The organism is Chondromyces apiculatus DSM 436, from assembly GCF_000601485.1.
In the GTDB taxonomy this organism is placed as follows: Bacteria; Myxococcota_A; Polyangia; order Polyangiales; family Polyangiaceae; genus Chondromyces; species Chondromyces apiculatus.
Map to the genome: position 1 here is coordinate 150,863 of NZ_ASRX01000003.1, position 25,131 is coordinate 175,993.

General features: G+C 71.3%; 17 protein-coding genes. 8 read left to right on the forward strand and 9 right to left on the reverse strand.

The genetic code is table 11. The annotated features are described in order from the left end of the window. The first annotated feature begins 11 nt into the window (after nt 1-11). Genes CAP_RS02340 through CAP_RS43550 form a run of 5 tightly spaced genes read left to right on the forward strand, consistent with a single transcriptional unit; the run spans nt 12 to nt 11,723 of the window. Nucleotides 12-482, forward strand: a complete 471-nt coding sequence (locus CAP_RS02340) for a hypothetical protein (protein WP_052373979.1) — start codon at nt 12-14, stop codon at nt 480-482. A 1-nt stretch (nt 483) separates the two neighbouring features. After that, nucleotides 484-4,494: an RHS repeat-associated core domain-containing protein gene (locus CAP_RS02345; protein WP_044235530.1), complete on the forward strand. Its 4,011-nt coding sequence runs from the start codon at nt 484-486 to the stop codon at nt 4,492-4,494. Between the two features lie 7 nt (nt 4,495-4,501). Further along, the gene (locus CAP_RS02350) at nt 4,502-6,520 is read left to right on the forward strand and encodes a hypothetical protein (protein WP_044235532.1); all 2,019 of its coding nucleotides are present in this window, start codon (nt 4,502-4,504) and stop codon (nt 6,518-6,520) included. A gap of 8 nt (nt 6,521-6,528) precedes the next feature. Further along, nucleotides 6,529-9,051 carry a type VI secretion system Vgr family protein gene (locus CAP_RS02355; protein WP_044235533.1) on the forward strand — a complete coding sequence of 841 codons (2,523 nt, stop codon included), beginning with the start codon at nt 6,529-6,531 and terminating at the stop codon, nt 9,049-9,051. Continuing rightward, the gene (locus CAP_RS43550; RefSeq protein WP_052373980.1) at nt 9,048-11,723 is read left to right on the forward strand and encodes a hypothetical protein; all 2,676 of its coding nucleotides are present in this window, start codon (nt 9,048-9,050) and stop codon (nt 11,721-11,723) included. The genes CAP_RS02355 and CAP_RS43550 overlap by 4 nt, the downstream gene beginning before the upstream one ends. A 64-nt stretch (nt 11,724-11,787) precedes the next feature. On the opposite strand, the gene CAP_RS02365 is transcribed toward CAP_RS43550, so the two are convergent. The 6 genes from CAP_RS02365 to CAP_RS02390 all read right to left on the reverse strand — a co-directional run bounded on the left by CAP_RS02365 (nt 11,788) and on the right by CAP_RS02390 (nt 19,578). Continuing rightward, nucleotides 11,788-12,774: a DUF2169 family type VI secretion system accessory protein gene (locus CAP_RS02365; protein ID WP_044235535.1), complete on the reverse strand. Its 987-nt coding sequence runs from the start codon at nt 12,772-12,774 to the stop codon at nt 11,788-11,790. A 311-nt stretch (nt 12,775-13,085) separates the two neighbouring features. Beyond that, nucleotides 13,086-14,825, reverse strand: a complete 1,740-nt coding sequence (choxAB, locus tag CAP_RS02370) for a cholesterol oxidase (protein WP_063748624.1) — start codon at nt 14,823-14,825, stop codon at nt 13,086-13,088. A 165-nt stretch (nt 14,826-14,990) separates the two neighbouring features. Beyond that, nucleotides 14,991-16,373 (reverse strand): hypothetical protein, encoded by a 1,383-nt coding sequence (locus CAP_RS02375; protein ID WP_044235537.1) that lies wholly within the window; start codon nt 16,371-16,373, stop codon nt 14,991-14,993. A gap of 13 nt (nt 16,374-16,386) precedes the next feature. Then, nucleotides 16,387-17,136: a hypothetical protein gene (locus CAP_RS02380; protein ID WP_044235540.1), complete on the reverse strand. Its 750-nt coding sequence runs from the start codon at nt 17,134-17,136 to the stop codon at nt 16,387-16,389. A 19-nt stretch (nt 17,137-17,155) separates the two neighbouring features. Next, nucleotides 17,156-18,319, reverse strand: a complete 1,164-nt coding sequence (locus CAP_RS02385) for a hypothetical protein (RefSeq protein WP_044235542.1) — start codon at nt 18,317-18,319, stop codon at nt 17,156-17,158. Nucleotides 18,320-18,360: 41 nt separating this feature from the next. After that, nucleotides 18,361-19,578 (reverse strand): hypothetical protein, encoded by a 1,218-nt coding sequence (locus CAP_RS02390; RefSeq protein WP_044235544.1) that lies wholly within the window; start codon nt 19,576-19,578, stop codon nt 18,361-18,363. 197 nt (nt 19,579-19,775) lie between these two features. On the opposite strand from CAP_RS02390, the gene CAP_RS43555 reads away from it, so the two are divergent. After that, nucleotides 19,776-20,753, forward strand: coding sequence for an alpha/beta hydrolase (locus tag CAP_RS43555; protein WP_052373981.1), 978 nt, complete (start codon nt 19,776-19,778; stop codon nt 20,751-20,753). Between the two features lie 17 nt (nt 20,754-20,770). Then, nucleotides 20,771-21,025 (forward strand): hypothetical protein, encoded by a 255-nt coding sequence (locus CAP_RS02400; protein ID WP_044235547.1) that lies wholly within the window; start codon nt 20,771-20,773, stop codon nt 21,023-21,025. 21 nt (nt 21,026-21,046) lie between these two features. Here the strand turns inward: CAP_RS02400 and CAP_RS02405 are convergent, their stop codons facing one another. The 3 genes from CAP_RS02405 to CAP_RS02415 all read right to left on the reverse strand — a co-directional run bounded on the left by CAP_RS02405 (nt 21,047) and on the right by CAP_RS02415 (nt 24,262). Continuing rightward, nucleotides 21,047-21,418 (reverse strand): hypothetical protein, encoded by a 372-nt coding sequence (locus CAP_RS02405; protein ID WP_044235548.1) that lies wholly within the window; start codon nt 21,416-21,418, stop codon nt 21,047-21,049. Between the two features lie 70 nt (nt 21,419-21,488). Beyond that, nucleotides 21,489-22,508, reverse strand: a complete 1,020-nt coding sequence (locus CAP_RS02410; protein ID WP_197040960.1) for a hypothetical protein — start codon at nt 22,506-22,508, stop codon at nt 21,489-21,491. 185 nt (nt 22,509-22,693) lie between these two features. Next, a complete protein-coding gene (locus CAP_RS02415) occupies nt 22,694-24,262 on the reverse strand; it encodes an FAD-dependent oxidoreductase (protein ID WP_044235552.1) in 1,569 nt (522 codons plus the stop codon). A 47-nt stretch (nt 24,263-24,309) separates the two neighbouring features. Between CAP_RS02415 and CAP_RS02420 the strand changes: the two genes are divergently transcribed. Next, nucleotides 24,310-24,789, forward strand: coding sequence for a MarR family winged helix-turn-helix transcriptional regulator (locus CAP_RS02420; protein ID WP_044235554.1), 480 nt, complete (start codon nt 24,310-24,312; stop codon nt 24,787-24,789). Nucleotides 24,790-25,131 lie beyond the last annotated feature (342 nt).

The window sequence follows — 25,131 nt, forward strand, 5'->3', positions numbered from 1 at the left end:
GAGGAGGGACCATGACGAAAACAGCTACGCTGGCGAGGCGCGAGAGGGAACGTGAGCGCGCAGCGACGCTCGGGCCCGGCGTTCACCTCGCGACCGTCGAGATGCGCGCGGGCGACACGTACCGGATCCGGACGACGGCGGGTGCGCGCCTCGCGGCGGTGCTCGCGGACGGCGTCGAGCCAGCGCTCATCGACGACTGCCTGCGCCACGGCCGCATGATCCTCGCGTGCGACACCGAGCGTGGCCCCACGATCGTGGGCGCGGTGCAGACGACGCGGTCGGTGGGCGTCGACGAGGACGGGGCGCTCGCGTTCGCTGCAAAGTCCATCCGGCTCAAGGCCGAACAGACGCTGCGCATCGAGGCAGGCCCCATCGCGATCACGGTCGACAAGGCCGGCGTCCTGCGCCTCCAGGGCGACAAGATGACGATCGACATGGGCACCCTGATCCGGCTCGTCTCGACGCGCGTGGAGTTGCCCTGACATGCCGGATACCGTCGCCGATGGGCGCAAGATCGTCCACGAAGGGAGCGGTCACGTGGCGCCTGGGCCGCCGGCCGTGAACGGTATCCTGCCCCCGGTGGCGCCACCCGCGCCGACGCCCTTCACGCCGGCCCCGTTCATGTACGTCGCGAAGAGTTCCTCCGTCGGCAATCACACGGGGACGCTCCGCCGGGACAAGGAGATCGTCGACAAGCCCATCCTCGTGAAGGGTAGCTGCATGGACGTCGAGCAGCCCGCCAACACGCCTGCCAAGCCCTGCGAGATGAAGCCCCCGAACGGCGCGGACAGCATCAACTGGGTCGTCGTCGGGCTCGCCAAGGTCATCAGGGCGAGCGCCTCCGAGATCAAGCTGAGCAGCAGCAAGGAGAACCCCGCCCTCACGGGCGATCCGGTGAGCCTCAACATCCCGACCCACGCGAAGAGCCCGAAGTCCTCCCCCGGTCTGCACCAGTCCGAGAGCGTGCTGCTGGAAGGGGCGGGCCTCATCGCTGCCATGGCCGACGCCTCCAGGAACCCCTGCAAGGTCGTCCAGTGCGGCGACCCCGTGGCCGTCGCCACCGGTGAGGTCGTCGACGAGGTGCGGGACATCTGGCTCCCGGGCAAGTTCGATTTCGAGTGGCGCCGCTTCCATGCGTCGGGCAGGGCCGGCGAGCCCGGTCCGCTCGGGCGGAGCGGGTTCACGCACGCCTTCGACCAGTGGATCGAGACGGACGGCGCAGCTTCACGGCTGCGCGACGAAAACGGCCGCTTCATCGCGTTCGCCACACCCGAGCCGATGCGCGACGTCGTGTTGCGCGGACGGCGGCTCCGGATCGCGCGCTACCGCGACGACTTCGAGGTCACGCAGCTCGACACGCGCCTCGTGCGCGAGTTCTCACCGCTCGTACCCGACGGGCACCCCCGCCTCCATACGATCCGGGATCCGTTCGGCAACCGCATCACGCTCACCTACGAAGGAGAGCGGCTCGTCGCGATCGTCGAGACCGCCAAGCGCGAGGTATGTCTCAGCCACGACACGGCTGGCCGCATCGTCCGCGTCGAGGTCCGGGTCGACGGCCGCGCGCACCAGCACGTCACGTACACCTATGACGAGAACGACGATCTCGTCGCCGCGACGGACGCCCTCGGGCGCACCGACCGGTATGTGTACGACACCGCGCACAGGCTCATCGAGAAGCACATCCGCGGGATCGTCACCTTCCGCTACACGTACGAGCCGGGCTCGGATCGCTGCATCCGAGCGCACGCCGACAGGAACCTCCAGAACGTCGAGCTCACCTACGAGGCCACCGACAACCGCATCGTCACCTCCGGCAACCCCGCGCCGCGCATCTACGAGGTGGATCCACGCGGAGAGCCCCTCTCCTACGCGACGCTCGACGGCAGCCAGTCGTGGTCGTACGAGGTCGACCCTGACGGCCTCGTCACGAAGAAGGTGAACGCCGCGGGTGAGGCCTGGGAGATCGCGTACGACGCGCGCGGGCACAGGGCCCAGATCACCTCGCCCGGAGGCCTGGTCGATGCCTGGGAGCACGACGATGACGACCTCCTCCGCCGGCGCATCGAGCCCTCCGGCTGTGTCCACGAGCTGCACTACGACCGCCGCGGCGCGCTCACCGCCATCGTCGGCCCCCAGGGACACGTGGAGCAGTACACGCAGGACGAGCATGGGCGGCTCGTCAGCGCGGCGGGGCCGCAGGGCATCCTGTGCGAGATCGCCTATGACGGTTGCCACAACGTCGTCCGCTACACGAATGCGCGCGGCGCGACGTACCATTATGCGTACGACCCCCTCGGCCGCGTCGTCGAGGAGCGCGACCCGATCGACCGGGTGACGAGGTACGGCCATGACCTCCTGGGCCGCCTGATCGAGCACCAGATGCCGGACGGCACGGTCCTCAGGTACACGTACGACGCGCTCGACAACATCGTCACCAGCGAGGACTCCCACGGGACCGTCATCCGCACCGAGCGCGCCGGCACGGGCGTCGTCTCGCGCAAGACGCTCGCGGACGGGCGCACCTGGGATTTCTCGTACGACCTGCTCGAGCGGCTCCGCGCCGTCACGAACCCGATGGGTGAGACCTACGAGTTCGTCTACGACCGCGCGGGGCGCATCGCCGAGGAGGTCGCCTTCGACGGCGAGGTCGTGCGGTTCTCCCATTCGCGCGCCGACCAGCTCGCGCGGGTCGAGTTCGTGGACGACACGTGGATCGCCTACGAGTACGACGAGCGGCGCTTCCTCGCGACCGAGACGACGCCGCACGGCGCCGTGACGTACGAGCGGAACGACGACGGCGACATCCTCAAGGCCACCGTGAAGGACCCGCTCGGTACGGTCGTCGTCACGCGGGCGTGGAACGAGGCAGGCCGTCTCGTCGAGGAGACGATCCAGGGGCGCACCGTGCGCTGGGAATACGACGCGCTCGGGGCGCGGACGGCGCGCACCTTGCCGAACGGAGAGACGACGCGGTACTTCTTCGACGGCGAAGGGAGCCTCATCGGCCTCGATCACCAGGGTGAGAAGGTCCTGTTCCAGCGCGACGCGGTGGGCCGCGAGGAGCGCCGGTACCTGTACGCGTCGGGGCTCGACATCACCAAGGCCTACGACGCGAACGATGAGCCCACCGACGAGCGCGCCGCCGTGCCCCCGCAGCGCGGCTCCGAGGGGCTCGTCGCGCACCGGCGCCACGAGTACGGCGCGCACGCGCGCCTGCGCGCGACGACGGACGCGCGGTGGGGGACGACGGTGGCCTCTCACGGCCCGACGGGCGCGCTCGAAGAGCACCGCTCGCACCACCGCGACGAGCGCTTCCTGTACGACGCCGCGGACTCGGTCGTCGGCGCCTCGCAAGGAGGAGCGCCGCCTCCCCGGTGGGGCATGCGGCCCGGCAACATCCTCCTGCGCACCGAGCGTGGCTCGTACGAGTACGACGTCCGGAGGCGCCGACGGAGGTTCATCCAGCGCGAAACCGGCGCGGTGACAGAGTACCTCTGGGACGCGCGAGGCCAGCTCCGCGAGGTGCTCCTGCCCTCCGGCGTGCACCTGCTCTTCCTTTACGACCCGTTCGGTCGCCGCATGCGCAAGACGGTCACCACCCGCAGGCCCGACGCGGGTCCCCTGGACGAGCCGGCCGTGCGCACGGTCGACTACGTCTGGGATGGCGACGAAGTCGCGATGGAGATCGACTCGGACGCTGGCGAGCGCGTGTTCGTTCACGAGCCGGGCAGCTTCCTCCCGGTCCTCGAGCGGCGCGGGGGCGAGACCTTCGCCTACGTCACCGACCGCCGTGGCGTCGTGCGCGAGGTCGTCGATCGGGAAGGCCGCGTCGCCTGGGCTGGCCTCGTCTCGGCCTGGGGCGAGATCATCGCCGAAGCGGGAGACGACGCCCGCGCGCGGCCTCCGTTCCGGCTCCTCGGCCACTGGCACGATCCGGAGACGGGCCTCGCGTACGCGCACCACCGCTACTTCGACCCCGAGACGGCGCGGTGGCTCTCGACGGACCCGCTCGGGCTCGATGGGGGGAACAACCTCTCCGCGTTCAACGGCAGCCCCACCGAGCACGTGGATCCCCTGGGCCTCTACAACAGGGCCGAGTTCCAGCAGTGGCTCAACAAATTCGCGCCGATGCGGAAGAAGGCCGCCGACAACACCAACGCGAAAGCCGACGAGATGCGGGCGCAGGGCAAGCTCAACCCGCGAGATCCCATCTCGATGTCGGATCGCGGCGAGAAGGTCGGGCGCCGCAACTGCTCGATGGACCCGGGAACCGGAAAGAAGGCCCACGCGGAGGTGAACCTCGGGCAGCGCGAAGGGACGGGCGAGCGCGCGGTCGGCGCGAGCATCCCGCACTGTGGCAACTGCACGAACCACATCCTGTCGACGGGCGGCGTCACGGCGTCGCCGCTCCGGTCGTCGAGCACACCGGCCGGACCCGCGTTCAACCCCCCCGCGATCCCCCCCAACGCCCCTGTCGATCCGAACTGGTGAGGCCCCCGTGGAAACCACGAAATCCGAGCTGAGCCAGCGCATCCGCGCCGCGATCGAGCCCGTGTGCATCGCCCTCGACGCCGCGCCCGCCGAGGCGCTCCACGCGATCGCCGCCCGCGACGCGATCATGACCGGCCTGCGCGTCAACCCAGCGACCCTCGCGTTCGATCGCGTGGAGCTCGCCGAGGTGTATCCCGACGCCGTGCACCTCGCCGAGGGCCTCGCCCGCCGCGACGCCGAGGTCCTCGGCGCTGCGCTCCCGCTCCTCGTGGCCAGAGAGGCGCGCGCGGCAATCCCGCACTTCCTTCGCCTGCTCGACGAGGACTACCGCGCGTTCGGGCCGCAGGACGTCGAGACGTGGATCTACTGGAGCCTCGGCGCCGTCTACCCGGCGATGATCGCGCTCCTCCCGGTGGACACCCGCGTCGACCTCTGGCTCCGCGGGAAGGCCGACGGGCACGCGCACGTCCCGCTCGCGGCGCGCGCGGCAGTACCCTGGGAGAGGCTCCGCGCGGCGCTCCGGGCCGGGCTCGTCACCTGGGACGGTCGCGGCTCCGAAGGGCTCGACGAGGTCCTCCGCGCGCGCTCTGATTTCGCCACGCCCGAGGCCAGGATGGCGCGCCTCGCCGAGCTGGCCCTCACCGCAGAGGGCGGCGAGCGCGAGGTCGTGACATGGCTCGTCCGCACCCTCGCGACGGACCGCGCCACCTCCGCCGCTCCCCTGCTCCTCTCCATGCGGGGGGGCGACCTCCGTCCCCTCGTCGAGGAAGCGCTCCTCTCCCTCGGCACGCGCGAGGCCCTCGATCCCATCGCGGCAGATCTCGACAAGAGCGCGCGGAAGGCCTCACTGCGCTGGGACGCGCACCACGTCGCCCCCGAGATCAAGACCCCCATCGAGGCGATGTACAGGCTCGATCCGACGGCGGCGAGCGCGCGGTTCGCGCGTTACTTCACGGACGAAGCCGTGGCGACCGAGACGGGCGCGAAGCTCGCGCACGACATCTGGGCGGTGGGAACGGGCACCCTCATCGCGCACGGCGATTACATCGCGCGAACGGAGAGCGGCAGCCTCCTGCGATCCGATCCGGGCTGGCTCCCCATCGCCGCGCGCCTCGTGAAGCACCCCCGGCTCGGGACCTTCGCGCGCACGGTGCTCTCCCAGGGCGACAGGCAGGCCCGCGACGCAGCGCTCCACGCCGCGGGCAACCCCCTCGCGAAGCCCGCGCCCCCGGCGCCCTGGGCTCCCGCGACGCCTCCCCGCTGGCTCGATCGTTACCGTGCCGGCGAGCACGAAGCCGTCTGGCGAGAGCTCGCGGAGCTGCCCGGACCGCCTGCGGGCGCGCTCGCGGACGAGGCGACGGAGGTCGCGCGCGAGACGATGGCCCGCGCGCGGAAGAACCTCACGCGGATCGTCGCGCGCTTCCGCACCCTCGAGGGCGCGGGCGTGACGAAGAAGGCGCTCCTCGCCCCGGACCCCGCCCGCGCCGCCTCGTACGAGGCCATCACGCGCGTGATCGGCGGGCCACTCCCTGCCTCGCTGCGCGCCTTCTACGACCACACCGGCGCGGTGAACCTCGCATCGCTCGCGTGGTGGTGGAATGGCCCGGCGTGGGAGGTGACGGACCCGCTCGTCATCCATCCTGTGCGGACCGCAGCCCAGCGGACGAGGGCGCACAGGGCCTCCACGAACCGAGGCCTCCCCCGTGACCTGCAAGAGAGCGACGGGGAGATCGTCATCGGCCCCGATCCAGCCACGAAATTCGATCCGGACCAGCAGGAGCCCGACGAAAGCCCGTTCCTCCTCGTCCCCACGGCCGGCGGCGTCGAGGGCATCGTCCGCCAGGGCGACGCGTTCGCGCTCCCCTTCGTCGATTACCTCCGGCAATCCATGTCCATGGGCGGCCTCCTGCCGAAAACAGAGGGACGCCCGACGGCGAACTTCCACGGGAGCGCCCTGGATCTCCTGCACTACGAGGCCCTCGCCGGGTCTCTCGAGATGGTCAAGCGTGACCTCGAACCATTCTGAGGTTTCCCATGAGCGTCTCGATATCGTTTCAGGACCCCGCGATCACGCTCCTCTGCAATGCCATGGATGGCCGTGAGCGGCTCGGCGAGGCGCACGAATTCACCATCGAGGGGACGTCGCCGGAGCCCTTCGCGCGCGATGCGGTCGTCGGGCGCGGCTGCCTCGTCGTGATCGAGGGCGGCCACGGCGCGCGGACCATCGCCGGGATCGTCACGCGGTGCTCGGCGCTCGCCACCTCGTCGCGCGACGCCGCCCGGAACTACAAGCTCATCGTGCGCTCGATGTTCGCCCAGCTCGAGCTGCGCACCCGCACCAAGACCTTCCAGAACCTCGCCACCCCGGACATCGTGAGGCAGGTGGTCGCCGATGGCGCGTTCGGCGACAGCGCCGTCCGCGTCGACGTGCGCGGCACGCACGACCCGCGCCCGTACGTCGTGCAGTACGGCGAAACCGACGCCGCATTCGTACGCCGGCTCTGCGAAGACGACGGCCTCTCCTTCCGCTTCGAGGCCGGCGAGGCCAGCGAGACCTTCATCCTCGCCGACACCTCGACGGCCGCGGCCGCCGTGCTCGACGAGCCCCTCGTCCTGCTCGATCGCGCGGGCGACGAAGCGGCGCGCCCCACCGCATTCGCGCCGCGCTCGCGGCACCTGCGCCGTCCCGGCAAGGTCACCCTCCGCGATTACGACTACCGCAACCCCGCGGTGAATCTCGAGGGCGTGGCGACGGGCGGCAAGGGGCCCGAGCAGGACACCGAGGTGTACACGGCCCCCGGGCGGTTCAGTGACCCGGGAGCTGGCGACGCACGGGCCAGGCTCGCGCTCGAGGCGCTGCGCGCTGATGCGACGACCGTCTCCTTCGGCACCACCGCCTTCGCGCTCGCGCCTGGCGTGCGGGTCGACGTGGAGCCCTCGCCCGATCTGCGCGCGCGGACGCACGTCGCGGGCGGCTACCTCGTCGTCGGCCTGAAGCACCACTTCCGCTCCGGAGGCGCGCACACGCTCGAGGTGGAGGCCATCCCCATCGACACCCCCCTGCGCCTGCCCCGCATCACCCCGCGCCCGAAGATCGCGGGCGTGCAGACGGCCTTCGTCACCGGCGCGTCCGGCGAGGAGGTCCACGTCGACGCTCTCGGGTGCGTGCGCGTCCACTTCCCCTGGGATCGCGAGGGCACGCAGGACGACAAGAGCAGCCTGCGCATCCGCGTCATGCAGCCCCAGATGCCGGGATCGATGCTGCTCCCCCGCGTCGGGTGGGAGGTCGTCGTCGCCTACGAGGATGGCGATCCCGATCGCCCTTACGTCATCGGCCGGCTCTACAACAACAAGCACCCCCCGCCTTACAGCCTCCCCGCCAACAAGACCGCGACCGTCGTCGGCACGTCGAGCTCTCCCGGCGCGGCCCGCCAGAACGTGATCCGCTTCGACGACGCCGCCGGCAAGGAGGTCATCGCGGTCGGCGCCGGGTTCGGCAAGAAGCTGACCATCGCGCACGACATGCTCACCCAGATCGTGAAGAACGAAGCTCTCACGGTGAAGGCCTCGCAAACGCTCTCGGTGGGCGGGAGCGAGAGCATCTCCGTGACGGAGGCCTACCTGAACGACCTCGGCTCGCAGTCGGCATCGGTCGGAGGGATGCAGTCGATCTACGTCAAAGGCGATCTCCAGGTCGGCGTCGGCTCGGAGAGCGTCATCATCGGCGGCGCCTGCCTCGAGAAGGTCGGCAACCCCGTCTCGGGCGCGCTGAACCTCGCCAAATCGGCGGCGCTCCAGGGCGTCGGCTCCCTCGGGAAGGTGGGCGCGTTCGTGTCGGCCGCCGCCGGCCTGGCCCAGGTCGGCTACCAGGGCTACAAGCAGGGCGGCCTCGCGGCCGTGCAAGGTTCCCTGGCGATGGCGGCGGACGCCCTCGTGCCCGGCGGGAGCGTCGCGCTCAGCGCCATCGCCGAGGCCATGCCGCGCCCCTGGGCGGAACGACCGCTCGCGCAGGCCCCGCAGGCGGGCGGCGGTGGCGCATCGAGCGCGTCCGACACCGCCGGCCCCCAGGGCCCTGGACCGGGCCACCGCAACACCATCGTCGAAGGCATGATGACCGAGATCATCGGCGCTGCGCTGGGCGTCGCCACCCCGGGGACGATCGGCTGGACCACGGTGGGCCCCTCGACGCTCCTCGTGGGCGCGAGCCACAACATCCGCGCTGGGCAGGCGGGCGTGAACATTCTCGGCGCCTCCAGCGAGGCCCTCGGGAGCCTCTCGATCACGTCGGCCGGCACCCTCACCCGCGACGTGACCGGCGCGCTCCAGACGTCCATCGCCGGAGCCCTGAAGAGCAAGGCCGGGGGCACCCACACGATCAAGGCAGGCGCGGCGCTCAAGGTGAAGATCGGCGGCGCGCTGAAGATGAAGGGCGCACACGTCACCTTCGTGGTCGGCGGCTCCAGGCTCTCGACCTCGCCCTCCGGCGTCCTCGTCGAGGCGAGCACCATCGAGGTCACCGGGACGACCAAGCAGAAAGGAGCGTCGAGCACCTCATGACGCTCGCGGTCCTGGGCACGGGGCTCGTGTCCCCTTTCGGCCTCTCGCCGCGCGATCACGTCTTCCTCGGGCGCGTCGTGCTCCCCTCTCCCCCGCGCCCAGCCTTCGCGGACGCCGACGGAAACCCCATCCGCCTCTACCACGCGCCCTTCCTCGACGTGGGCGCGCCCCCAGCCTCGCGCATGGCCGCGCTCGCGACCCTCGCCACCGACGACGCGCTCCGCCCCCTCAGGGACGACCTCCACGGCGCGCCCATCACCCTCGCCCTCGTCGTCCCGCGGCCGCGCCCAGGGCTCCCCACGGACACGGCCGCGGAGATCGAGCGCGTCCTCGCGGCCCGCCTCGATCCCCGGAGCATCCTCCGCTTCCCTGGGGAGACGGGCACGTTCGCCGCGCTCGAAGCGGCCGACGCGGCGCTCCCCCAGGCGCCGGGCGTGTGGATCATCGTCGCGGTCGACAGCTTCGTCTCGCCCGAGTACCTCGCGCACAGAGCGGCCACGCAGCCGAGGAACCGCTGGATCGGGCGGCGCCCGCACCCCTCGGAGGCCGCGGCGGTCCTCGTCGTCGCGGACGACGCGGAGGCGGCGCGGGCGAGGTATCCCGTCGTCGGCCGGGTGGATGCCGTCGCCCTGGCCGCGGGCGCGGCGAGCGACGAGAACGACGAGCCCACCGACGGCGCCGCGATGACCGCCGTCGTCCGCGCCGTCGCGCCTGCCACCGTCCGCCTCGCGATCGGCCAGATGGAGGTGGACGCCCTCCGCCGCCGCGATCTCTGCCTCGCGACTGCGCGCGAGGCGGCGCGGTTCCGCGCGGGGTGGCAGGACGAGTCGCTCGAAGCGCGCTTCGGCATGCTCGGCGCCGCGATCGGCGGTGCCTCGGCCGCGTACGGGCTCGCGCTGCTCCGCCACGGGGCGACGGACCTCGACGTGCCTCCGCCTTTCGCCTTCCTCGCCTGGGCGGTCGGAGGTGATGGAACGCGCGCTGCCGCCTCGTTGCGCGCCGAGATGAAGGGACGCGCGGCCCCCGAGATCGCCGTCGCGCTCGGCCCTGTTCTCCCGCGCCCCATGCTCGCTGACGCCACGCCCCCCGACGCCGTCCCCGGGACGCCGGCTGCGCTGGCCGAGACGCCGCCCGACACGGAGAAGCTGCCACCCGCTCCCGAGGCGGCGCCGCCCACCCTGGCGCAGGCGCCGCCTGCCACGGAGGAGGCGCCGCCTGCCACGAAGGAGGCGCCGCCTGCCACGGAGGAGGCGCCGCCCGCCACGGATCATGTGCACATGGTCGAGGCCATGGCCGCGCTCCTCCACGCGGAGGCCTGCGCCGAGGAGGAAGAGCGCCGGGCCGCCGAGGCGCGCGCGTGGGAACGGCGGCCGCCTCGCCCCCTCGCTCCGGACGAGGCGCTGGCCCCGCCGCCCGCTCCCGTCACCCGCACCGACGCCTCACCCCCGCTCACGGTGACCGCCTTCCGCGTGCAGATCGTCCACGAGATCCTCGAAGACATCGCGGTTCGGGGCCGGAGCCGCGACGCGCGCCCCCTCGCCAGCCGCGACGAGATCGAACTCTCGCTCGCGCGCCTCGCAGACGCCCTCCTCGCGCTCGGCAACCCCCTCCACGCCATCGACGCGTGGTGGGCGGTCGCCGCCGCCCCCCCCGACCCCGACAACCCCTGGACGACCTTCGCAGCCGTCTTCGCACTCGCCTGCTTCGACGACGACAGCGCCCTCCTCGCGCTCCGCACCGGCCTCGAGCGGCTCGGCGATGCGCACGCGCACGCCACGGCCGCCGCGGAGGCCCTGGCGCTCCTGCCACACCCGCGCGCGCCCGCGCTCGCCACGGACCTCGTCGCCTCGCCTGTCCCTGCCGCGCGCGCCGTCGGCATCGACGTCCTCGTGCGGGCCGGCGCGATGACGCCCGTCGACGTCGCTGCGCACCTCGCGCGCGGGTCTACCTCCATGGCGCGCGCCGCGATCCGCGCGAGCGCCCGGTGGAGGCACGACGAGGCGCCGACGCTCGTACTGCTGCTCGAGGGCTGGACGCTCGCCGAGGACCTCGACCTCGCGCTCGCGGCGTCGACCGCGCTCCTCCGCATGGGCCACACCGCACCCTACGAAAGGGCGCGCGCGGGCGCCCCCCCCCTCGCGCACCTCGGCCCTCGCGCGCTCGACCTCTTCGTGCTCGCCGGGGACGACACCGACCTGGCCCGCGTCGAGGCGATCGTCTCGGCCTCACCCGTGGACGGCGCGCTCCTCTCGGCGCTCGCGCGGTACGGGCACGTGGGGATCTGGGCGTTCCTCCTCCACCACCTCAAGGACGAGGACCTCGCCGACGAGGCCGAGGAGGCGCTGCGCACGCTGCTCGGCGACGCCGTCCCGCCCGACGAAGGCGACCAGATCACCGCCTGGCGCGCCGCGATCACGCGCATGAAGCTCGACCCCGCGCTGCGCTACCGGCGCGGGGCGCCCTGGAGGCCCTCGGTCGTCGCTGACGAGTGCCGCTCGGGCTCCCTCACCGCGGCGCACGTCGAGGCGCGCCTCGCGGAGCTGGGGGCGCGCACCGAGATCCGGGCGACAGTCGATCTCGCGCGCCCGAAGCCCGAGATCGATCTCGCCCTCGACGCCCTCGCCGAGGAGGCACGCCGCGACGACGCCGCCTTCACGCGCGGGTGGCGTTAGCGCCGTCCGGCAAAGGCTCTCCGCCGTACCGGACGCCCCACCCCGCCCGCGCTCCCGCTCCCGCTCACGCCTGCTCGACCCGCAGCTCCCGGAGCACGTCGCGCCCGCGCCCGAGCCGGAACGCCTTGCGCAGCGTCAGCTCGACGCGGCCCTCCTCTGGCAGGATCAGCACCGTGTCGACGGTGGGACGCGCCTCGACGCGCCCCGAGAGATCCGAGCGGCCCACGATCCGCACCGCGATCTCGGGGATCTCGAACTGGACGAGCCCCTCCGGCGACATCCCGAGCACCGCGATCGCCTCGCCGGCGAGGAGCGGCGCCTCGAAGCGCAGCGAGGGATGCGCGACGTTGTTGAACCGGACATCGAAGTCCGCGGGGAGCATCGGCGAGCGCGTCCGCTCCCACACCTCATCGAACGTGCCGACGTACTCCTTGCGCGGCGACCAGTGGCTCCGGATCGCCCCGAACCCCACGGGCGGGTGCTCGTCGTCCGCCGACGTGTGCGGCAGCGCCGGGTGCTCTATCTGGGGCGCCGGCGTGTCGACGAGGTCCTTCGGCTTGCGCGCCACGCCGCGGCCCGCGGGGTTCCGGCTCTCCACGATCCAGAGGTCGTCCGAGGCGCCCCCCCACGCGCGCTCGTAGACCACCGGCATCCGCTCGAAGGGCGCCGCGGGCCCGATCGAGACGCCCATCATGGACCGATAGAACATGCGCTGTCCGTGCACCCGGAGCGGCACCACCACGCCGCCGACCTTGACCGCCACGTCCATGACCTCGACCGGATGCGCAGAGATCGCGTGCCCCACCACGACGACATCCGTCCCCTGCTTCTCGATGCAAAGATCGCTCGGGAGCTTGAGGCTGCTCTCGATCGCGTCGGGGTACCACAGCGCGTCGTTCAGGCGGATGGACACGGGCTCCGCGGGCGCGAGCTTCCCCGACGCCGTCACCGCGAACGACGCCTTCACGATCGCCACGACGAACTCACGCCCCTCGTGATCTTGCATCGGCACGTCGAGAGCCATGTAGGGCGTGGCGTTCGCGAAGCTCATGATCCTGCCCTCATTCACACGGCAGGGGCTCGCGCCCCCGCCCCCCGCCGAGCAAAGCTCGTCGGGGCCCCCCACTCCGCGATCCACCCGCGATCTCCGGAGCGTTCTGCCGCTTCGGGCCTGACGCCCGTCGCATCTGGAAGCGAGCAGTGTCCCCGACCGTGTGTATCAGGTCCATCGCGCCGCGCGGACCGTGTGACCCACCCGTGAGCATACGCGCCCCGCGCGACCTGCACCTGACGCCGCGGCCTGCGGCGGGCGCTTCGGCTCGGCCCTGAGGCAGGCTTTTCCGCCTGAAGCGTCCTCCCCGCTCAGACCTCCGGCGGATCGTCCGTCACGGGCGCCTTGGGCTGCTCGATCAGGTCCACCGGCTCCGCCACCCCGAGCCGCGGCCGCTCCGCCTGCCACTCCGCCCCGTCATCCCACCCGTGCACCGCCGCCGCCGGGATGTAGCTCATCGCCCGCTCGGCCAGCGCCGTGATGGTCAGGCTCGGGTTCACCCCCAGGTTCGCCCCGATCACCGACCCATCGCACACGTACAGGTTCCTGTACCCGAACACCCGGTGCCGATGATCGACCACCCCGTTCCGCGGCGAGTCCCCGATGATGCAGCCCCCCAGGCAGTGCGCCGTGCTCGGGATGTCGAACAGCACCTCGGTCACCGTGCTCATCGCCGTCCCCCCGGACACCTCCGCCAGCTTCTCGGCGAAGTCGTTCGCCGCCGGGATGTTCGTGGGGATCTTCTCCCCCTCGCTCACCAGCACCTTCCGGAGCGGCCAGAACCACCGCCGCTTCCAGCGCATGTCGATGTGCCCGTCGATCGCCTGCATGCACAGGAGGATCACCGTCTCCCGCGCCCACCCCGCGGGCCACAGGAGCCGCAGCGTCTTCAGCGGGTGCCGGAGCAGCGCCAGCGTGAGCGTCGCGATCCACGTCCCCACCCGCGCCACCCCCGGCCGACCCCGGGTCAGCAACGTGCTGAGCAGCGCCATCGCGTCCGACCCCTCCGGGTAGCGCGTCGCCTCGATGTGCGTGTTCTCGTCCACGTAGATCCCCGACCCGATCGCGATCCCCTGCGACAGGCTCTCCTTGCTCCCCGGGATGCGCACCCCGATCAGCGACTCCGAGTTGGTCCGCACCTTGTCCCCCAGGTGCGCGCTCAGGCGCGGCAGCGACCCCTTGTCCTTCAGCTTGAAGAGCAGCTCCATCGTCCCCAGGGCCGACCCCGCCACCACCACCCCCCGGCAGGTGAACCGCCGCGGCGCCTTCCGCACCCACGCCGTCGACCGCACCGCGGTCACCTCGTACCCCGCGCGCCCGTCCCCTCCCCCCAGCGGCCGGATGTCGACCACCTTCATCTCCGCCAGCACCTCGGCCCCGCCCCGCTCCGCCAGGTACAGGTAGTTCAGATCGAGCGTGTTCTTCGCCCCGAACCTGCACCCCATCATGCAGCCCCCGCAGCCGATGCACGTCGTCCGCGCCGGCCCCGCGCCGTCGAAGAACGGGTCTTCCACCCGCTTGCCCCCGGCCTCCCCCTCGGGCGCCTGCAGCACCGCCACGCGCGTCCGGTAGAACGTCTCCCCCACCCCGGCGGCGTCGGCGGCCTTCTTCAGCAAGAGGTCTGCGGGCCCCAGGATCCGGTTCTCGATCACCCCCAGCATCCGGCTCGCCTCCTGGTAGTGCGCCGGCATCTCCTCCGCCCAGTCTGCGAGCCCCGCCCACGACCCCATGCTCCACACCCTGGGCGGCGGCAGCAGCAGCGTGTTCGCGTAGGTGATCGACCCCCCGCCCACCGCGCACCCGTGCAGGATCATCACGTGCCGGAAGAGGTGGATGTTGAAGAAGCCCCGCAGCGAAAGCTCCGGCCTCCAGATCCACCGCGACAGGGACCAGCTCGTCTCTGGCATGGTCTCCGGGGTCCACCGCCGCCCCATCTCCAGCACCGCCACCCGGTAGCCCTTCTCGGTCAGCCGGTGCGCCGCCACGCTCCCGCCGAAGCCGGAGCCGACCACGATGAAGTCGACGTCGAACGCGGTCTCCTGCTCACCCATCGCCCGCGCATCTTGATCGCGAAGGAGGCCCCGGGAAAGGCCACCCTGCAGGCGCCAGCGACGGCGGCCCGGGCGCGGGCGGCGTGCGTCAGGAGTGCGGGTGGGGAGCGAGCCCGCGCGTTCGCGTCACCGACGCGCGTCGCGGGCTCGCGTCAGGGGCGGGCTTCAGCCGTCCACGTCCTCGACGATGTAGCCGTTGTAGGACTCGTTGCCGTTGTAGTAGCGCTTCACCACCTCGTGATCGCCCGAGAGGGCGTAGAGGATGGCGGCGTTCACCTGGGAGGTGGTGCTCGCCGAGGAGCGGTTGGGATCCAGCTCGCCCGTGGCCGGGTTGACGCTGTGCACCGGGCCCCCGTCGTCGGCGGAGTACACCCCGAACGCCCCGGTCTTCAGGCGGCCGTTGCCCATCGCGTAGACCCAGTTCGTGCCGTTCGCGGTCCCGTCGTCCCAGTTGCTCCTCTCGCGCGGCTGCTTCGGGGTATCGCCGTGGATGAGCATCACCACGTCGTCGGAGTGCCGCCGCCCGCTCCCGGAGTCGACCTCGTCGAGGTCCTCCATGAACCGGTCCATCATCAGCCCCAGCCGGCGCACCGTGTCGCGCATGCCGCCCACGTTGTTGAACGCGCCGTGCGGATCGCCGCGCAGCCCGGGGGCGATGACCATCTGGGTCAGGCCCATCTTGAACGCCTTGGAGGCGGTGATCAGGGCGCGGCCGAGCTGCGACATCACCTGATCCACGCCGGCGCCCAGCTCGTAGCGCGCCAGGTCGTCGTCCGTCGGCGCGAGCAGCGCGGCGAGGTTCTTCCCGAGAAAGCCCGCCGCCGACCGGCCCACGTCGAGGTGCCGCCGCACGGTCGGGCGATCCGCCGCGCGGAGCAGGCCGGCCTGGGCCTTGAACATCGCCTCGTACAGCTCGGCGTCGCTCCCCACCTGGATCGCGTACTGGGAGGCCGCGCTGTTGAACAGCTCGACCATCTCGTCCGCGCTCCCGATCTGGGTGACCCCGGGCGCGCCGTCGGCGTTGCCGAACACGAACGGCTGGATGCCGATGACCGGCACGAGCGCGCTGTTCACCGCCTGGATGGACGCCGCCGCGGCCAGCAGGCCCATGCCGTTGTCCATGGTGACCGGCCCCGCGTGCGCGTCGCTGTGCACCATGATGGTGCCGGACATCATCACGCTCATCTGCTTGCCCTTCCCGAGCTTGGTGAAGGGCGTGTACTCGTTGACCCGCGACGGCTTGTCCGTGTCGCCGGGCGTCGCGGTCGCCGGATCGAAGTACGAGATGTTGCCCCGCGCCGCGTCGGCGATGTCGGGCCAGGGGAAGAGCTGCGTGTACCACGCGAAGCCTCCGCCGCCGTCGTTGATGCAGAACAGCTTCCGCGGCCTCTTCGCCGCCTCGTCGGCCAGCGCCGAGCCGCCGCTGTCCGCGATCACGTCGAGGACCCGGGCCCGGTCGAGGGCCATCGCGGCCCCGATCGCGCTCGTCAGCTTGAGAAAGGTGCGGCGGGAACTCCCGCGCAGGTTCTTCGTCTTCTCGCAGACCATGGTTACCTCCCGCCTACTCGCACGTGTGCGCAGCCGCGAGCAACGAGGCCACGGCGATGATCTTGCCCTTGTCGACGTCGCTGGCGCGGGTCACCGCCTCGTTGCAGAGCGCGACGTGGTCGTCGGTCGCGGGCCTGGCGATGAGGCAGGTGACCGCGTCCCGGTTGCAGCGGTTGCTGGCGTCGAACATCGCCACGGGCTGCCCGTTCTTCATGCACTGCGGGAGCGTCTCCATCGCCGCGATGATCTCGGAGGCGGCCTGCATCCAGATGTCCTGCCCCTTCGCGGCCCCCGCGGCGCTGGCGATGAGGGGCGTGCTGATGCGGGCGTTGTACTCGGCGATGCCGAGCGCGCGCTGGCCGTCCCGGTAGAGCTGCCCCGCCGTGCGCGGCTGCCCCGGATCGGCGCCCGCGTCGATGCTCACCCCGAAGTCTTCCAGCACGTTGCGCAGGGTCTCCACCGGCAGCTTCGTGCAGGAGTGCATCCGGGTGCGGATCGGCGCCGGCCCTTCTTCCAGCCGCTGCGCCATGACCTCCGCGTCGGTCTTGCGGCCGCTCTCGCTGAGATCCTCGGCGTGGTTGAAGGTGTTGTCCTCGCCGCCGAACGTCGCGTCCGGATCCTGGCCGATCACGTCATGGTTGCTCGGGTGCGCCGGCTCGACCTGGGTCGGAGCCTCCACGTCGCACCCCGCGGCGTACACCACCGCCGAGACGAGGAGCAGGGCCGCGCTGCGGCAGAACAGGGTCGAAGTGCTTTGCTTCATTGTCGCTCTCCTTTCCCGCTCACCGCTTGAGGAAGTCATCGCTCTTGAACATCGCCCTCAAGGTATCCTTGAGGTCGAAGCCCGACTTGAACCGCTCGAGGAACGGCGCGACGATCTCGTCCGGCACGATCGCGCCGGCGCTCACGATGTCCTCTTTCGACATCACGAAGTTCCACGCCCGCTTCACCATGCAGGCGTGCACCTGCGGGTCCGCCGCGATCGCCGCGCCGAGCGCCGGCAGGTCCGCCGCCGGCTTGCCGAAGCGCCACGCCGTGGTCTGCCCCGCGGGCAGCCAGTGCTCGAGCTGCGAGGGCACCGCCTCGCCGTTGACGTTGGTGACCACCCCGTAGCCGTCCGTCAGGTAGCGGCCATCCATGTCGAAGCGCCCGAAGAGCGGCGCCATGTGGTTCATCGTCTGGTGGCAGTTCGCGCAGACCACCCCGTCCGTGCCCAGGAAGTTCACCGGCGCGCCCGAGATGGAGGTGAACGCCCACGGCCCCTGGAAGGAGCCGCCGCCGCCCACGTCCTGGGGCGTGGCCCCTTCCTCCACCGGCAGATCCCGGCAGGTGAAGATCTCCTGCACCCAGCGCACCCTCCGGAACGCCATGGTCCCGTAGAACTGGCGCATCACCCCCGGGTTGGTCAGCACCCCCGCCTCGGCCGGGGCGCCGCTGTTGCACGGCGCCGCCACGAAGGCGTTGTTCGCCGCGTCGTAGGCCGAGCAGTTGTCGGTCGCCGTCAGCACCTGCATGAACGGCCGCCCCTCCACGATGAGCTGCGCCGCCAGGGTCGGCGCCGCGTTGCGGTCGTCGCCCGGATCCGCGCCGCCCTGGCGCATGATGTCCTGCCACCACTTGATCATCCGCTCGGAGAACTCCGGCGTCTCGAACATGGCGTCGAGCAGCGCCTCGTACGAGGCCCTCCCGCCCGTCTCCACCTCGGTGATCTCGTCGAGCGTGGGGAACCGCCGCAAGATCTTGAGCGAGGCCGTGCGCAGCGCCTCGTTGGGGCTCTCGACCCGCTCGTTGAGGATGTCGTATGCCTCCTCGGGGATCGGCTCCTTGTCCGGATCCGCCGGCTCGTTCGGGTTGAAGGCAGTCCCGGAGGAACCACCGTCTTCCGGGAGGTCACCGGCACACGAGGTCGCCATGAGGGCCGCCCCGAGCGCCAGGAGAGTCGCCAACGTTCTCATAAGCACCTCGCAATCCCCCACCCGCGTGGGAGCTACTGTCCTGCGGCCATCGCGGCCGCCCGCTCCGCCTCGATCCAGACCGTAATCTCGCTCTTGAAGGTGTTGAACACCCCTGGATCACCGAACTTGAACTGATGCGTCGCGGGCCCGCTCGGGTCCGTGTTGAGGAAGATCAAGCTGTTCCCCGGATCGTCGGGCAGCACCCGGCGCGCCAGGATCTGCGCGCACGTGTCGGCAACGGCGGCCGGGTCGTTGAGCCCTGTCAGGTTCATCGCCAGGTGAGCCTCGTTGTTCTGGTCGGCGTGGCACCCCACGCACGCCCCGAGCTGCGGCTTCGCCCGCGTATCGAAGGTCGGGAAGTCGAGGCACGGGTTCCCCGCTGGCGCCGCCGCCGTGTACGGCTTCAGCTCCTTGAAGTGGAACGCGATCTTCGCCTCGGGCACCCAGTCGGTGAGGAAGATCTGCCCCTCGCCCATCTGCTGCACCGAGCTCGCCGGCACGTCGAGCTTCAGGGAGTTGAAGGCGTCGGTGAGCGTCGCCGTCTTCGCCTCGACGCCGAGCGGGTAGATCACCAGCCTCGGCCGGTCCATGGTCACCCCGGTGAGGTCCGTCGTGTAGACGTCGAGATCCGTGAGGGCCAGCCCGAACGACGCCTCCTCGGCGATGAAGGTGATCGCCACCCCATCGAGCTCGGGGTGCAGCCCATCGAGGTAGAGCACGTTCAGCCCCAGGATCGGCGTGATCGGATCCGTCCCGATCCCGAGCGGCCCTGCCGCCGGATCGTCCACGATGAGCCGCGCCTCTTCGAGGAGCCAGTTCTGCATCGCCACCCGGAGCCCGTCCACGGCTTCGAGCGCCGAGCCCGGGTGGACCTGGTTGCTCTGCCCGGGGTGCGTCCCGTTCTCCTTCGGGTAGGTGAGCAGCACGCTGTCCCGCGGATCCGGGGTGATGAAGGCAGGCCACTGCTTGAGCCGCTGGTAGCGCCCCTCCTCGTCCCCCGGTTCGAGGAAGTTGTCTTCGACCGAGCCCGCGTGGCAGGCGTTGCAGTTCTGCATCAGCCGCGCGTCCACCTCGGTGTACGCCGCCCGCGCCGACTCTGGCGTCGCCGGAGGCCGCGTCTCCGTGCTCGTGGAGCCACCGTCGCCCTCTTCCTCCGAGGAACACCCCGCCGCGCAGGTGAACGCGAACGCGAGGCTCCCCGCAAGGAGCGGAATCGCACGCGCCAGGAGCTGCCTTGAGGATGCGGCCATGATCCCCCTCGTCTTCATCGTCGACCGGCGATGCTATCCGAGGGCCCGAGCGCCGCAACGCATTCCGCGTGGGTGGTGAATCTTGAACGACGCCGTTTTGACGCAGCGCACGCGGCGTACGCGCCGCATGGGCGCACGCACGGCTGGGCGGAAACGTACAGAGAACCGCCCTGATCGCGCGGTGCTACCGTGTCCTCATGGCGGATCGACGCACGCTCACACGCGCCCTCGCCCTCGCGCTCACCACAGTCCCCCTCGCGCTCGCCGCGTGCGATCCCACCCTGAAGCACGTCCCCACCGAGACGAGCGGTCACGCCCAGGCCCCTGCCCCGCCCTCCTCCGCGCTCCCTGCGCCCGCGAGCAGCCCCGCGAGCAACGCTTCGAGCAACGCTTCGAGCAGCGCCGCGAGCAACGCTTCGAGCAGCGCCACGACCGCGCCCTCACCTTCCTCCGGCGCCCCTGCCGCCTCGCCTGCGCCGCGCGCGCTCTCTCCGCTCACCGCGGCCGGTGCGCTCATCGAGCTGCCCATCGAGGGCCACCCGCCCGCCGTCGTCTCCGTCCCCCTCGGCGCCACCACCCGCCGCCCCGTCGTCCTCGCCACCCACGGCAACTTCGATCGCCCCGAGTGGCAGTGTCAGGTCTGGCGCGACATCGTCGGCCCCTCGGTCTTCGTCCTCTGCCCGCGCGGCAACGCCCGCCGCGACTCCCCTGCCCCCGACGACATCCGCTTCACCTACGCCAACAACCAGGCCCTCGAACGCGAGATCCGCGCCGGCCTCGCCGCCCTGCGCGCCCTCTATCCCGACCACGTGGACCCCGGCCCCGTCGTCTACACCGGCTTCTCCCTCGGCGCGATCACCGGCGTCGCCATCCTCGGCCGCGACCCCGCCCTCTTCCCCCGCGCCATCCTCGTCGAGGGCGGGAGCGAGAAGTGGACCCCCGGAGCCATCACCGCCTACGCCAAGGCCGGCGGCCAGCGCCTGCTCATCGCCTGCGGTCAACCGGGCTGCGTGGCCTCTGCGAAGCACCCCGCCTCCCGCCTCGACAAGGCCGGCGTCCCCACCCGCGTGGTCCACGGCAAGGGCGTCGGCCACGGCTACACCGGCGCCGTCGCCGACGAGATCAAGACCGCCTTCTCCTGGCTCGTCGAAGGCGACCCCCGCTTCGCGCCCTGAGGCGCAACGCGCGCCCGATGGCGTGGTACGACATCTGCGTGGATGCACAGGAGTGGTACCAGCAGCAGTTGGAGGAGGCCGAGCAGCGAGGTCGGTTCAAGGCCATGGCCCGGCTGTACGGCATCCGGCTAGGCCGTCCGCTCACGGAAGCTGAAAGCGCGAACCTCGCGCAGCGGCTCGACCGGCTCGGTGAGGAGCGCGTGGGAGAGGTGATGCTGACCTCCTCGCCCGACGCACTGGCACGCTGGCTCTCGGATCCTGCCGCCCAGTAGAGGCCTCGGTCCGGCAGCACCTCACCACGTATCGCAGATCAGCTCCACCTCGAACCCCTCCCCGAGCTTCGCCTCCAGCGCCTTGCACACGGCCTCGGCGCCCGGACGGTCGTGCTCCAGGAGGTCCTCGGCGGTCCGGCCACCGTACCCACCGTCGTCCGCGTCTTCGACCCCCTCCAGCCAGTACTCGCTGAGCAGCAGGGCCATGTCCTTCTGGACCCCGGTTGGGCCACTCGCCATCCGCCGGAATGCGAACGGCTCACGCAGCGCATCGCGGTGGCGGTCTGCGGCCTTCACCGCCGCGATGCCCTCCTCGATGCGGGCGCGATCGTCAGCGCTGAGATCCGCGCCATCACGACGCCGCAGAACCACCATCGTCCCGAAGTCACTCATGGGAGGGTCATCTTAGCCACGCTTCACAACGCCCGCGCCTGAACCTTCCGCGCCGCCGCGCGCCTCGGCGCTACGGAGTACCGCCCAGCTCTTCGCACCGGAGGGGCGTCACGCCGTGCTTGGCGAGGCAGACCGGATCGAGCTTGCAGGTGGCGCAATGCCCCCAGTCCTCCGCGGCCTTGGCGTGCGCTCTGTCCATCTCCGTCACCGGCCGTGAGTAGAGGGTCAGCTCGTAAGAGCCGGAGATCTGGTGCGGCCCCGCCTTGTTCGCGCGCATCACCAGGGACGGCGAGGGCGTGCCGAGCATCCCGCAGAGGGGGCCCATGAGCTTCGCGCGTCCCTCACCCGACTTCTGGCTGATCCCCTCCTCGGGCGACGACAGGGGCCCCTCGTCTTCCAGGACGAGGTCTCTCCACGCCGCTTGCGAGACGCGCGCGTCGCTGCCGAGCGCGAGCGCGACGAGGTAGCACCTGTCCTTGTGCAGGGGCGCGTTCAGGTCGGCGGACGTCGTCCCTGTCGTACCCGCGCCCGCGCCCGCGCCCGCGCCCGTGCCCGCCGTCCGGACCGGGAAGGTGCCCGAGACCTTCTTCTCGCGGGTGTACGACGCCAGCATCCCGGACAAGGACTCCAGTGCCTTCTCGGCGGTCGGGAGCTGGTCGGACGTGGCGAGCGCGGCGTACGTGTCCTGCGGCCTTCCCTGGCTGGAGAGGAAGACGACGAGATCGGCCCCGTGCGCGGCTGCCACACGCCGCGCTTGCTGGTCCTTGTCGCCCGGGCGCTGCGAGAACGTGAACCGGCCGAGGAGCACATCCGGTGCGAGCACCGAGACCTCGCACGCACGAGGGCCGCCTTGTTCATCGCAGGAGTACGAGACGTGCGAGGGCATGCTCTCGCTGTCGGCCACGCGCACCTCGTCCTCGCCGATCGCGGGACGATCCGCAGCATCCGACACGTACTCCACGGCGGTGTCGACGGAGGGCTTCTCCACGGTCGGTTGCCCGGAGACATCCAGCTTCGGCGGCGGAGGGCGACGCCGGCACCCGGCCAGGGCCGCCGCGACGACCATGAAGGCGCTCACCACGTATCGCAAATCAGCTCCATCTCGAACGCCTCCCCGAGCTTCTCTGCCAGCGCCTCGCACGCGGCCACGGCGCCCGGAAGGTCGTCCATCGTGCCGAGATCGCTCATGGGAGGACATCCTACGCCACGCGCGGCCACGCTGACGCGACGACCGTTCATGGCGAGGAGACCGCCGCCTTGGTCACAGAATGAAGGTCATCCGCGATCCCTGCTCGGCACAAGCTCCCTCTCTGCGGCCGGGCTGAGGACAAAGCCCGTGGGTTCAAGGCCGACATCGCGGAGATAGCGGTCCAGCGCATCGGCATCCTCGGAGGCGACGATCGCGGCCACATAGCCGTCCGGCCGCACGAGCACCCACGCGCCAGGTGCAAGGCCGTAAGCCTTGCGCAGGTGCCCCGCCTCGTCCGCAAGCTCGCGGCCGACGCCGACCTTGTGGATACGCAGCCCGGGTCGTGGCGGGAGGATGTCGCGCTCTGGCTCGAAACCGACCAGCGTCCAGTGCGGCCCGGCGAACAGCTCGAACAAGCGCCTCGCATGGCCGCCAGCGCCGCGGAGTGGCGCATCCGGCGCGCGGTCCCCTGCGCACAGCGCCCCCGAGGGACGGGAGGTCTCACCGGATGTCGCGAGCGCGAGCGACGAGTGCGCATAGCGGAGGTCGAGCTGCTGGACCTCGCGGCTCCGGCGGTTCACGCCGCGCTTCATGGCTTCGAGCAGGCCGGTCGAGAGGCCGAGCATCGCTTCCGCGACCGGGCGCCGCTCCTCCTCGTAGCTGTCGAGCAGACGTTGTGGAGCGCCGCCGAGCACCGCCGCGAGCTTCCATCCGAGATTGTAGGCGTCCTGCACGCTGGTATTGAGACCCTGTCCACCCGTGGGCGGATGGATATGGGCGGCATCGCCGGCGAGGAACACCCGACCGACGCGATAGCGGTTGGCCAGGCGCGCATTCATCGTGTAGGCCGACGCCCACGACACTGACTGGATGTGGATGTCGCTGCGGCCGGTGCGCTCGGCGATCATCCGTTCGAGCCCCTCGGCAGAGAGGTCGACCTCCCCCTCCTGCGGGATCGGCCCCTGGATCGCGAAGAGGTCGGTTCCGGCGAGCGGAGAGATCGCGACCTGCCGCTCCATGTTGGCCCCGTTGAACCGGTGCCAGGCATCGCGACCGAGCCCGGTCAGGGTCACGTCCGCCGCCACGGCGCGCATGCCCAGCGTCTGGCCCGGGAAGTCCACGCCGAGCGCGCCCCGCACGAAGCTGCGCCCCCCATCCGCGCCGACGAGGTAGCGGGCGCGCACGGTCTCTTCGCCGGCGGGTCCGGCGAGGCGCGCCGTGACGCCGTCCTCGTCCTGCGCGAACCCGACCAGCTCGCATCCGAACGCGACCTGATGGCCGAGCTCCGCGAGCCGCTCGCGCATCACCCGCTCGGTCAGGAACTGCGGGACCATCAGCGCCAGGTGATAAGGCTCGGCCGGTGTGGCATCGCGCCACTCGCCCATGTCCGACTCGGCATAGCTGCCATCCTCGCGATAGTCGCGCTGCGGCGCATAGAGGCCGCCGACCGCCACGATTCTATCGATGATCCCGAGATCCTCGAAGACCTCCTGGGTCCGTGGCTGGATGCCCCTGCCGCGCGAGCCGGGGAACGGGCTGTCCAATTTCTCGATCAAACGGAACGGCACCCCGCGGCGCGCCAGGTCAATGGCAAGGGTGAGGCCGGTAGCACCGGCACCGCAGATCAGGACCCCGAGAGGGCTCTGCTTTTCCACGACGACCTCCTGTGTGTATGATACACATATCTAGCAGAGGACGAGGCATGTCAACCAAGAAGGTGCAAGATGCACATATTCGGGCGGCGCTCCCCGAGCTGCACCGGTCGCTCGTCGACCTCACGATCGTGATGAACCGCCCGGAGCGCGACGCGGCGCTGCTCGAGAAGGCGGGCCTGACCCTCGAACGCGCGCTCTTCCCGCTGCTCGTCTTCATCGAGCGTCGGGGGCCGATCGGCGTCGTCGACCTCGCGGCCCGTATCGGGCGCGACTACACCACCGTCAGCCGCCAGGTCGCGCGCCTGGAAGAGCTCGGGCTCGTCGACCGTCGCGCGGGCTCCACCGACAAGCGGGTGCGCGAAGCCGTCATCACCCCGCGTGGCAAGGCCGCCACCGACGCCATCGACGCTGCCCGCGAGGAGATGGCCCTGGTCATGTTCCACGACTGGTCGCGCAAGGACTTCGACGAGCTCACGCGTCTGCTGCGCATGCTGGCCGACGCCATGAGCAACGGGGGGGCGCCGTAGCTCGAGGGATGCGCCGTGTACCCGCCGTGACACCTGACGGAGCGAGCGACAGGAGCGGGTCGGAGAGGTGACGATGACCTATCACCATCGCCCCGAAGTCACTCCTGCACGCGCCTCCTCCACGGCCTCGCTCACCAGAGCCCTGCGCGTCCCCCATGCCCCCGGCGTCCGGCGCCTGAACAGGCAGTTCCGGAGGGTCCGCTCGGTGCGCAGGGTGGGCACCCATCCTACCGCGTCCGCGCGCGCACCCGCCAAGGGCCGTGGCCAGGGCGGCCGTGAGATTCCTGACCTGCTCGGGGTGGGAAAGCCCCTTTCGTGCTCCCGGAGCCGCTGTGCTGTTCG